Source organism: Microbacterium sp., assembly GCF_036823965.1.
GTDB lineage: Bacteria > Actinomycetota > Actinomycetes > Actinomycetales > Microbacteriaceae > Microbacterium.
This window is the reverse complement of record NZ_DAITBE010000008.1, coordinates 135,119-146,202: the sequence shown is the minus strand read 5'-3', so window position 1 is coordinate 146,202 and position 11,084 is coordinate 135,119. Positions and strand designations below refer to the sequence as shown.

The 11,084-nt window shown below is 70.8% G+C and carries 10 protein-coding genes; all 10 read right to left on the bottom strand.

Going from position 1 to position 11,084, the window contains the following annotated elements:
• Positions 1-176: 176 nt before the first annotated feature.
• On the bottom strand, positions 177-500 hold the full coding sequence (locus V7Z82_RS14340; protein ID WP_334152214.1) for a GIY-YIG nuclease family protein: 324 nt from the start codon (positions 498-500) through the stop codon (positions 177-179).
• 175 nt (positions 501-675) lie between these two features.
• The gene (locus V7Z82_RS14335) at positions 676-1,857 is read right to left on the bottom strand and encodes a M20 metallopeptidase family protein (RefSeq protein ID WP_334152213.1); all 1,182 of its coding nucleotides are present in this window, start codon (positions 1,855-1,857) and stop codon (positions 676-678) included.
• Between the two features lie 139 nt (positions 1,858-1,996).
• On the bottom strand, positions 1,997-3,583 hold the full coding sequence (locus tag V7Z82_RS14330) for an amidohydrolase (RefSeq protein WP_334152212.1): 1,587 nt from the start codon (positions 3,581-3,583) through the stop codon (positions 1,997-1,999).
• An 8-nt stretch (positions 3,584-3,591) separates the two neighbouring features.
• Complete coding sequence (locus V7Z82_RS14325; RefSeq protein ID WP_334152211.1) at positions 3,592-5,067, bottom strand: amidohydrolase; 1,476 nt, start codon at positions 5,065-5,067, stop codon at positions 3,592-3,594.
• 10 nt (positions 5,068-5,077) lie between these two features.
• A complete protein-coding gene (locus V7Z82_RS14320) occupies positions 5,078-6,106 on the bottom strand; it encodes an ornithine cyclodeaminase (protein WP_334152210.1) in 1,029 nt (342 codons plus the stop codon).
• A complete protein-coding gene (locus tag V7Z82_RS14315) occupies positions 6,103-6,741 on the bottom strand; it encodes an FMN-binding negative transcriptional regulator (RefSeq protein WP_334152209.1) in 639 nt (212 codons plus the stop codon). The genes V7Z82_RS14320 and V7Z82_RS14315 overlap by 4 nt, the downstream gene beginning before the upstream one ends.
• The gene (locus V7Z82_RS14310) at positions 6,738-7,562 is read right to left on the bottom strand and encodes an FAS1-like dehydratase domain-containing protein (protein WP_334152208.1); all 825 of its coding nucleotides are present in this window, start codon (positions 7,560-7,562) and stop codon (positions 6,738-6,740) included. The genes V7Z82_RS14315 and V7Z82_RS14310 overlap by 4 nt, the downstream gene beginning before the upstream one ends.
• On the bottom strand, positions 7,559-8,788 hold the full coding sequence (locus tag V7Z82_RS14305; RefSeq protein WP_334152207.1) for a CaiB/BaiF CoA transferase family protein: 1,230 nt from the start codon (positions 8,786-8,788) through the stop codon (positions 7,559-7,561). Before V7Z82_RS14305 ends, V7Z82_RS14310 begins: the two co-directional genes overlap by 4 nt.
• On the bottom strand, positions 8,785-9,780 hold the full coding sequence (locus V7Z82_RS14300; protein WP_334152206.1) for a hydroxymethylglutaryl-CoA lyase: 996 nt from the start codon (positions 9,778-9,780) through the stop codon (positions 8,785-8,787). The genes V7Z82_RS14305 and V7Z82_RS14300 overlap by 4 nt, the downstream gene beginning before the upstream one ends.
• A complete protein-coding gene (locus tag V7Z82_RS14295) occupies positions 9,777-11,084 on the bottom strand; it encodes a hydroxymethylglutaryl-CoA reductase, degradative (RefSeq protein WP_334152205.1) in 1,308 nt (435 codons plus the stop codon). Before V7Z82_RS14295 ends, V7Z82_RS14300 begins: the two co-directional genes overlap by 4 nt.

Below are 11,084 nucleotides of genomic sequence, written 5' to 3'. Positions count from 1 at the left end.
TCCGGCCCTTCGACAAGCTCAGGGACCCAACGGAGGCCGCTCCTCCCGCGTCGCTGAGCCCACCTGGGTCGCTCAGCCCACTGGGTCGCTCAGCCCACTGGGTCGCTGAGCCTGTCGAAGCGTCCGGCCCTTCGACAAGCTCAGGGACCCAACGGAGGCCGCTCCTCCCGCGTCGCTCAGCCCACCTGGGTCGCTGAGCCTGTCGAAGCATCCGGCCCACGCGATTTCGACAACCCCGGCAGCTCGTGCCCGCGCTCCTCGATCAACGCGATCTTCTTCGCCCTGCTCCACCCCTGCAGCTGCTTCTCTCGGAAGAACGCGGCATCCACGGTGTCGAAGGGCTCCGCGTAGACGAGCACGACCGGGCGTCGCTTGCGCGTGAAGTTCGCGGCGAAGGAGTCGTCGTGATTGTGCTGCCAGACGCGGGAGTCGAGCTCGCCGTTCGTACTGCCTGTGTAGAAGGCGCCGTCACTGCAGCGCAGGATATAGGTCCATGCCATCAGCCATGGTCTCGTGGAATCGCGGCGTGAGGCCGGGGTGTGGACAACTCGCAAGACCCTTCGACAAGCTCAGGGACCCAGGAGCACCGCAGCGACCCAAGGGGGCAGGACCCTTCGACCAGCTCAGGGACCCAAGGGGCCGCTCAGGGACCCAAGGGGCACCGTGGCAAGGCGGTCAGCCGCGGGCGAGGCGCCGCCAGGCGAGCTCGGCGAGCACCGTCGCCTGCAGACCGAGCACGCCGTCATCGAAGATCGCGTCGTCCGAGTGCAGCGGCTTCGGTCCCTCGGCGGATGCTGCGCCGAGGAAGATCATGGCGCCTGGCACCTCGTCGAGCACATAGGAGAAGTCCTCGGACGCCATGTAGGGAGCCTCGCGGCGGATGACCCGCTCTGCGCCGACGATCTCATCGAGCACCGCCAGCACCTCCCGAGTCTCAGCCGGATCGTTGACCGTCACCGGGTACGCGGCGATGAAGTTCGCGTCGAGCGTGCAGCCGTTCGCCTCTGCGATACCCGTGAGCATCGCGGGGAGCTCGGTGCGCACCACCTCGAGCGTCGCGGCGGAGAGCGTGCGGATGTTCGCCTCCATGCTCACGGATGCCGCCAGGATGTTGCCCGCCTCGGCGTCGCTCGACAGCGTCGTGACCGAGATCACGGCCTGGTCCGTGGCCGGCAGCCGTCGCGCGGCGAAGGTCTGCATCGCGAGGATCAGCTGCGCCGCCACCGGCACCGGATCGATCGCCAGGTGCGGGAAGGCCGCATGCCCGCCCGTGCCCCGCACGACGAGCTCGAGCGCGTTGGCGCTCGCCATCATCGACCCCTCGCGCGTGACGAGCTGCCCGGACGGCACTGCACTGTCGACGTGGATCGCGTACGCCGCGACGGGGCGCTCCCCCGCGGCATCCAGCACCCCCTCCGCGAGCATCGGCTCGGCACCGCCCGGCCCCTCCTCCGCCGGCTGGAACATGAAGATCACGCTGCCGGGGAGGTCGTCGCGCTGCCCGGCGAGCAGCCGCGCCGCTCCCACGAGCCCTGCCATGTGCAGGTCATGACCGCAAGCATGCATGGCTCCGGAGACCGACGCGAAGTCGAGACCGGATGCCTCGGTGACCGGCAACCCGTCCATGTCGCCGCGCAGCAGCACGACCGGGCCGGGGCGACCGCCGCGCAGCACGGCCGTGATGGAGGAGAGCGACTCTCCCACCGAGATCTCGAGCCCGAGGTCGGCGAGTTCGCGCAGCAGGATGCGCTGCGTCTCGGGCAGGTGGAGCCCGACCTCGACGGCGCCGTGCAGCTCGCGCCGCACCGCGATCAGGTCGTCGAGGAGCTCGGCCGCGTGGGCGTCGAAGCGTGTCATGAGAGGATCCTTCGTTCGCAGGCAGGGCCCTTCGACAGGCTCAGGGACCCAGGGAACCAGGCAGGGCCCGTCGACAGGCTCAGGGACCCAGGGAACCAGGCAGGGCCCGTCGACAGGCTCAGGGACCCAGGGGCGGCGCTCACACCAGCTCCCCGCGGATCCAGGTCTCGGCGACGCGCACGGCGGCGATCTCCTCGGCAGGCACCGTGAAGACGTCGCGGTCGAGCACCGCGAAGCTGCCGTCGAAACCAGGCTGCAGCAGGCCGACGCCCTCGAGCGGCGAGAGCAGGCGGGCGCGGCCGGTGTACAGCAGCAGTGCCTGCGCGACCGTGATCGCCGCCTCCGGTCCGAAGTCGATGCCGTTGTAGGTGCGGCGACGCACCGCCGCCCCGACCGAGAGCATCACATCATCGGCACCGCTCCACGCGGTGGCCGGGCGGTCCGACGACAGTGCGAGGGGCTCGAGCCCCTCGTACAGCCGCGCGATCGGATACGCATCGGTCACCTGCTCGGCGCGGAGCGCCTGCTCGTATCCGTCGTACTCGGCGAAGAAGAACACGGTGTGCGTCGCGATGCCGAACGACATGCGCGCCGAGCGCAGGCGGGCGAGGTAGTCGTCGCTGATGATCGTGGCGTGCTCGATCCGCACGGACGGGATGCCGTCGAGCCAGGGCTCGGCGTCCTCGAAGAGCTCGACGACGCGGTCGAGCGCCCGGTCGCCCATGGCGTGCACGGCGAGCTGCACGCCGTTGCGGCGAGCCCAGTCGCCGGCGGCGAGCACATCCGCGTCATCCACGAGCCGCAGCCCGTGGTCGCAGGACTCCGGGTAGGGCTCGTGCACCCAGGCGGTGCGGTTCGAGTAGGCGCCGTCGAGCACGACCTTCACACCGCCGACGCGGATCCGGCCCTCGCGGTCGCCTGGTTCGAGGTCGGCGAGCGGCTCGGCAGGATCCCATCCGGGGTACAGCGCGACGCGGGTGCGCAGGCCACGCTGCGCGGCGGCGCGGAAGGTGCCGATCGGGTCCTCGATGCGCGTCGAGAGCAGGTCGCAGACCGCCACGATGCCGCGCGTCGCGAGTTCCGCGCCGAGTGCGACGAGCGCGTCGATCTGCTCGTCGCGCGACGGTGCGGGGATGAACGACGAGACCCGGTCCACCGCGGCGAGCTCGGTGAGCACGCCGTTCGGTCGGCCATCGGCGTCGCGCTCGAAGCGTGCACCGTCGGGGTCGGGGGTCTCGGCCGTGATGCCGGCGATCTCGAGCGCCCTGGTGTTGCAGACCGCGGAATGCGCATCGCAGCGCCACACCAGCACGGGGCGCTCGGTGCTGACACGGTCGAGGTCGGCCGCGGTCGGCATGGCTCGACCGGGGAACTTCGTGTCGTCGAAGCCGCGCCCGAGGATCCACGATGCGGGGTCGGCGGTCGCGGCGCCGTGCGTGCGCAGCACCGCCACCAGGTCGTCGGCGGAGGTCACTGCTGGCGGGAAGCACTCGGCGGCCGCCGCGGTGCCGGCGATCAGCGCCGGATGGGTGTGGCTGTCGATCAGTCCAGGCAGCACAGTGCGTCCGCCCAGGTCGACCGATTGCTGCCCGGCCGCAGGTTCGGGTGCGGATGCAGCATCCCCCACCCAGTCGATCACGCCGTCGGTGATGCGGAAGGCCGAGACGAACGAGGTCTCGGATTCGCCGGTGAAGACGGTGCCGCCGGTGAAGAGCGTGGAGGTCATCGCGGGCCTCAGATCCGACGCCACGTGAAGCGTCCGCCGAGCAGGGTGGCCGCGACCGGCATCTCCCGCAGCTCGTCGCGGTCGGCTGCATACGGATCGCCCTCGCTGATCACGAGGTCGGCCGGCTGACCGACGGCGACGGATGACCGGACGGATGCCGCGAGCGCGACGTCGAGCGGCAGTCGCTGCTCCGGGTGCCAGGCGTCACGGTCGCCGCGGCTTCGGGCGGTCGCGGCGCTCAGCGAGATCCACGGGTCGAGCGGTGCGACCGGAGCATCCGATCCCAGCCGCAGCGCAGCGCCAGCGCGGTGCAGCGAGCCGAAGGCGAAGGCGCGGGCGGTGCGCCCGGCCCAGTGGTGGTCGGCGACGTCGCGGTCGTCCATGGCGTGCTCCGGCTGCACGCTCGCGATCAGGCCGAGCTGCGCGAACCGGGCGAAGTCCTCTTCGCGAACCAGCTGCGCGTGCTCGATCACGCCCCGCATGTCGAGCGCCTCGAAGGTGTCGAGCACCTCGGTGTTGGCTCGGTCGCCGATCGAGTGCACCGCGGCCTCGACGCCGCCCGCCCTGGCGATCGTGAGCAGTCGACGAAGTTCGGGGATCGGCACGCTCTCCAGCCCGCACGCGTGCGGATGCGAGGGATCCATGCCCGGATACGGGTCCCAGCACCAGGCCGTGCGGGTGTTCAGTGAGCCGTCGACCACGACCTTCAGCCGGCCGAACTCGACCAGGCCGCGCTCGTCGACGATGTCGCCGGTGCGCAGGCCCTGCGCGATCGCGGCCTCGAGCCGGTCGGGCCACACGGCGATGTCGACCCGCAGCGAATCGAGCCCCTGCGCGGTGCGCTCCGACCACTCGGTGATGTTGTCGGTGTTCTCGTACTCGACGACGCCCACCACACCGCGAGCGGCGGCGGCATCCGCAGCCTCGCGGTAGGCCGTCAGCGGCAGGTCGCCGGTCTGGTCGAAGGAGTGCAGCAGTTCGATCCACGGCCCCTCGCGCAGCAGCCCGGTCTCGTCGAGCTCGATGCCGAAGCGGGACGCTGCGGCCCGGTTCATCCACCCGCAGTGCAGGTCGCCGCTCACGAGCACGACCGGGACGTCGGAGACCGTCGCGTCGAGGGCATCGAGCGAGGCCGGCACCGGCCACAGACCGTCGCGGAAGCCGTAGCCCATGAGCATGCCGCCGAGCAGCGGCGCCCCCTCCGCGCGCGCACGGCGCACCACGTCGAGCACGTCGGCTGCGCTGTGCGTCGTCGTCAGATCGATGCGACGGCGCGTGATGACGTGCTGCGTGAAGTGCAGGTGCGCGTCCCACAGCCCAGGCCCGATCCAGCGTCCTGCGCCGTCGACCGTCTCGCCCTCGGCATCCGTGGTGCCGGCCGGTGCGATCCCGGCGATCAGACCGTCGCGGAGCACGACGTCGATCGGCTCGCCGCCGTCGTAGGGGCGGACGTTCTGCAGGGTGAGTGCTGGGGCGTGGCTCATGGTGCTCCGGTCAGGCGACGGGGACGGGGACGGTGGTGAAGCCGAACAGATCCTTCGGATCCTCGGGAGCAGCGACCAGATCGATCTCGCGGGAGAGCTCGGTGCCGGCGACGCTCTCGCGCAGGTGGCGCAGCGCCGAGAAGTCCTCAATCGCGAAGCCGACCGAGTCGAAGATCGTGATCTGCTCCGGCGACGTGCGGCCGTCGTCGAGGCCGTTCAGCACCCGCCAGAACTCGATCACCGGGAAGTCGGGAGCGACGTTCTGGATCTCGCCCTCGACGCGCGTCTGCGGCGTGTACTCGACGAACACCGGACCGCGCTCGAGGATGCGCGGGTCGAGCTCGGTCTTGCCTGGACAGTCGCCGCCGATCGTGTTGATGTGCATGCCGGGTGCGACGTCGGCATCCGTCAGCACCTGCGCGACCGCCTTGTCGGCCGTGCAGGTCGTGACGATGTCGGCGCCGGATGCCGCGTCGGATGCCGAGGAGCACACCGTGACGTCGAACCCTCGGGGTGCGAGGTTGCGCACGAGCTTGGCGGATGCCGCCTCATCCACGTCGTACACGCGGAGGGTACGGATGCCGAGCACCGCCCGGAACGCGAGGGCCTGGAACTCCGCCTGGCTGCCGGCGCCGATCATCGCCATGACCTGCGAGTCCGGGCGCGCGAGCTTGCGAGCCACCATGGCCGAGGTCGCCGCGGTGCGGAGGGCGGTGAGCACGGTCATCTCGGCGAGGAACACCGGGTAGCCGTTGTGCACGTCGGCGAGCACGCCGAACGCCGTCACGGTCTGGAATCCGCGAACCGGGTTGAACGGGTGCCCGTTGACGTACTTGAAGGCGTACAGGTCGGGGTCGCTGATCGGCATCAGCTCGATCACGCCGAACGGGGTGTGGTTGGCCACCCGCTCGCTCTTGTCGAAGGACTCCCAGCGACGGAAGTCCGCCTCGATCGTGTCGGCCATCTCGGCCATGATCGTCTCGGCGCCGTGCCTGGCGATCCAGGTCACCATGTCGGCGACTCCCACGAAGGCGGTCATGCGTCCTGCTCTCTTCCGTGCACCCGCGCCATCCGCGCGGCCAATGCTGGGTTCTGGTACGGGCCCGGCTCGCCGAGCGCCTCGATCACTCGGTCGACGACCGCGACCGGCTTGTCCTGACTCATCTTCTCCTTCGCCTCGAACCGGTCCACGCGCAGCCGGAAGCCGACCGTGCCGTGCACGATCCGCTCGGCGTAGGCGGTGTTCTCCAGCGTCTGATGCATCAGGAACGGTTCCGGCAGCGGGTTCTCGAAGTGCGCGACCAGCCGGTCCAGCACCTGCAGGTTCTCCTCGTCCGAGAGTATCTCGGGGGTGCCGTACAGATGGGCGACCGCGAAGTTCCAGGTCGGCACCGCTGGTGAGGTGTCGTACCAGCTCGGCGAGACGTAGCCCTGCGGGCCGTACACGATCACCAGCAGCTCGTGAGCGCCGAGCTCGTGCAGCCGCTCATCGGGCCTGCCGACATGGCTCACGAGCACGATGCCCTCGGCATCCTCTTCGAGCAGCAGCGGGTAGTGCGAGGCGACGAGGCCCTTCCCCGGCACGAAGCTGATGATCGTGCCCCAGGGGTTCTCGCGCACGAGCGAACGGATGCCGTCGGCATCGTCGAATGCGTAGTCGGCTGCGTGTCTCATGACCGGCTCCAGGTGATCTCGGCAGTGGCGAGCACGACATCGGCGGCGTCGAGCGCGGAGACGACCGTGACGTCGCCCTCGGTGCGCCCGACCATGCGCACGGGTCGATCGACGAGCACCGGGGCGATCGCACGCACCGCGAGGCGTTCGGGGTGACGGTCTGGCACATGTCGCCGGGCGGCGTCCATGAGCAGGATGCGGGTGAGTGGGCCGTGCACGAGCAGATCGGGCAGCCCCTCGACGTCGCGCGCCCACGCGCGGTCGTAGTGGATCAGGTGGGAGTTGAAGGTGAGCGCCGAGAAGCGGAACAGCTGACGCGCATCGAGGGTGACCTCGTCGGCCCAGTCGGCGACGTCTGCGGCATCCGGATCCGTCTTCGGCGGGCGCACCGGAGCGTCCGGATCCGCCGCCTCGAGGAACACATCGTGCCACACGCTGCGGATCGCGGTCTCGCCGTCGACCGCGTACTCGCGCACCACGTCGACGAACACGAGCCGTCCGCGCGAGCCGTCCTTGTGGACGACGTCGCCGAGGCTCGTGGTCTGCACGACCTCGTCACCCAGGTGGATCGGGCGCAGGAACTCGGTGGTCTCCCCCGCGTACATGCGCCGCGGCAGGTCGATCTCGGGGATCACGCCGTCGCGGGCCGGCGTCCCGTCGGCGCGCAGGTCGGCGAGCGCCGCGTCGAAGGGGAACAGCAGCCCCTCCCAGCCTGCCGGAAGCTCGGCACCGTGCTCACGCGTCCGGTCGTCTGCGGCGAAGGTGCCGCGGTACGCCTCGACGGTCGAGGCGAGCACAGTCTCGGTGCGGACGACGCTCACGGCAGCACACCGGCGGCACGAAGCTCGGCGATGCGATCGGCGTCGTAGCCTGCGAGGTCGGCGAGCACCTGATCGGCGTGCTCGGCGAGACGGTTCGCGGTGCGGCCGGGATTCGCCGGGGTCGCGGAGAGCTTGATCGGCTGACCGAACATGCGCAGGACGCCGAGGTCGCCGTAGTCGGCCGACACGATCATGTCGCGCTCGGCGGTGCCGGGATCGTCGACGACCTCGGCGATCGTCTTCACCGCGGTCAGCGGCACCACGTCGCCGGCGAGGTCCTCGAGCTCGGCCTTCGTCCTGTCCTTCAGCCAGGCGGCGACGATCGGCTTGACCCGTCGCTGGTACACCGCCTCGTCGAACCGCTTGCGCATGGTGTCGATCTCGGGGTCGGCCTTGTGCTCCGGCGTGCCGAAGAGATCGCAGCTCGCGTTCCAGAGCTTGTCGGTGTACGCCCCGAAGAACACCTGGCCGTCGGCGCAGTCGAACAGCTCGTACGGCCGCACCCACGCGTGCTCGTTGCCGGCCGGGGTCGCCACCTTGCCGGTCACGGTGTAGTCCACGACCGCGGTCTCGGTGAGTGCGAGGATGCTGTCGACCTGGGCGACGTCGACGAGCTGTCCCTCTCCCGTGGCCTCGGCGTGCCGCAGGGCTGCGAGCGTGCCGATCACCGCGAACAGGGTCGCCGAGACGTCGCCGATCGTGACGCCGACGCGCACCGGGGGCTGATCCGGGTAGCCGTTCATCGACCACAGTCCGCCGGCGGCCTGCGCGGTGTTGTCGAACGCCGGACGGCGCGTGCGCGAGCCGGTGTGGCCGTACCCCGAGATCGCGGTGTAGACGAGCGACGGGTTGATCTCATGCAGCACGTCCCAGCCGACGCCGAGCTTGGCCATCGTGCCGGGGCGGAAGTTCTCGACGAGCACGTCGGCCGAGCGGACCAGGTCCTTCAGCACCTCGACGCCCTCGGGGCTGGACAGGTCGAGTCCGACGCCGAGCTTGCCGCGGTTGTACTGCGCGTAATAGGCGCTGAACTCCTCGTCGCCGTGCGTCAGGTACGGCGGGAAACCGCGCGAGACGTCGGGGTCGCGCGGGTTCTCGATCTTGATGACGGTGGCGCCGAGGTCGGCGAGCATCTGGGCGGCGTAGGGACCGGCGAGCACGCGGGACAGGTCGAGGACCGTGACGCCGGCGAGCGCGCCAGGAGCGGGGAGCGTGAAGTCGGTCATGCGGTCGCTGCCTCCTGTGCGGGTTCGGGCCTGCTGGTGTCTGCGGTGTCGAGTCCTGCGGCTGCGAGCGCCCGCGCCACGTTCGACGGTGCACGGATGCCGCGGACGCGGGAGAGCCACTCCGTCGTCGCCGCGAGGGCGCCCAGGTCGAGTCCGGTCTCGATGCCGAGACCGTGCAGCATCCACACCAGGTCCTCAGTCGCGAGATTACCGGTCGCGCCCTTCGCGTAGGGGCAGCGACCCAGCCCGCCCACCGAGGCGTCGAACTCCGCGACGCCGAGCCGGAGGGCGGCGAGCACGTTCGCCAACGACTGCCCGTAGGTGTCGTGCAGGTGCAGGGCGATGCCGGAGAGCGGGATGCCGGCGGCGAGCGTCTCGTCCACGACGCGGGTCGTGAGGCCGGGGGTCGCGACCCCGATCGTGTCGCCGAGGGCGATGGTCCTGGCGCCGGCCGCATGCAGCTCGGCGGCGGCCGAGCTGACGGATGCCGTGTCGACCTGCCCCTCCCACGGGTCACCGAACGCCATCGACACATAGCCGCGCACCGGGATGCCCTGCGCGCCGGCCGCGGCGATCACCTCGACCGCACGGTCGATCGCTCCGGCCCTCGTGTTGTTCAGGTTGGCCTTGGCGAAGGACTCGGTCGCGCTGACCACGACGGCCACCTCGCGGATCCCCGCGTCGATCGCGCGCTCGAGTCCACGGAGGTTCGGCACGAGCGCGACAGCGCGTGCACCGGACGGCACGTCGACGTCGGCGACCACCTGCGCGGCATCCGCGAGCTGCGGCACCCAGGTCGGCGGCACGAAGCTCGTGATCTCGAGGTCGCGCGAACCGGCCGCGTACAGCCGTCGGCAGAGCTCGGCCTTGACCGAGCTGGGGATGATGTCGGTCTCGGCCTGCAGTCCGTCGCGGGGCCCGACCTCGTACACGGTGACGCGCGCCGGGAGTCCCGCCTCCGGCTCGACCCGCGGTGCGGGCAGCGGGCTCATGCCGAGGTCTTCTCTGCACGCAGCTCGGCGAGCACCTCGCGGGCGAACTCGACGCGGATGCGGCGCTCGGCGACGATGCGCGCCGCGACCTCGCCGATCTCGTCGACCTCCGCACCGGCGCTCGCGGCGATCGTGCGAGCGTGCAGCGTCATATGGCCGCGTTGGATGCCCTCGGCGGCGAGCGCCCGGCAGGCGGCGAGGTTCTGCGCGAGTCCGACCGAGGCGATGATGCTCGCGAGTTCTCGGGCCGTCTGGACGCCGAGCAGTCGCACCGAGGCCTGCGCGGTCGGGTGCGCGCGGGTCGCTCCTCCGACGAGGCCGACCGCGAGCGGCACCTCGAGCGTGCCGACGAGGTTGCCGTCGGCATCCTTCTCGAACTGCGACAGCGCGGTGTAGCCGCCGTGCCGTGCCGCGTGGGAGTGGCAGCCGGACTCGACGGCCCTGGTGTCGTTGCCGGTGGCCAGCACGACGGCGGTGATGCCGTTCATGATGCCCTTGTTGTGCGTGGCCGCCCGGTAGGCGTCCGCCTCGGCGAAGGCGCTGGCCGCGACGATGTCGTCGACGACCTGCGGTCCGCCGAGCAGCTCGGCGTCGAACACCGCGCGGGCCCTGGTCAGCCGCAGCTCGGCCTTGTTGGTGAGGATGCGCAGCAGCGTGCGGGTGCCGGCGAGCTCGGCGATGCGCGGTGCGATGGCCTCGGCCATGGTGTTGACCGCGTTGGCCCCCATCGCGTCGCGCACGTCGACGTGCAGGTGCAGGATCACCTGGACGCCAGCACGGGTCGGCAGCACCCGCACCGAGATGTCGAAGGCGCCGCCGCCGAACGAGACGAGCACCGGATCCTGCTCGTTCGCGAGGGCCAGCAGCTCGTCGCGAGCTTCGAGCAGCGCGAAGCGGGTGGCGTGCGGGTCGATCGCGTCGAGCACCTGGATCTGAGCGATCATCACATCGCCCGTGTACGAGGTCGTGAAGCCACCGTGCCCGCGGGCCATGCGAGCGGCGTTGGAGGCGGCGGCGACCACGCTCGGCTCCTCCGTGGCCATCGGCACCAGGCGGTCGGTGCCGTCGATACGGAAGTTGGTGGCGACACCGACCGGGATGCCGATGATCCCGACGACGTTCTCGATCATGTGATCGGCCTGGGCGAGCGAGAGACCTGCGTGCGGCTGCAGGGCGTCGAGCGACGCCGTCTCGAGTCCGGCTCCCTCCGCGACGAGGGCGAGTCGCTCCTCGGGGGTGTGGTCGCGCAGACCTGAGATTCGGCTGTTGATCGTCATCGGCGACCTTCCTTGACTGGCGGTCAC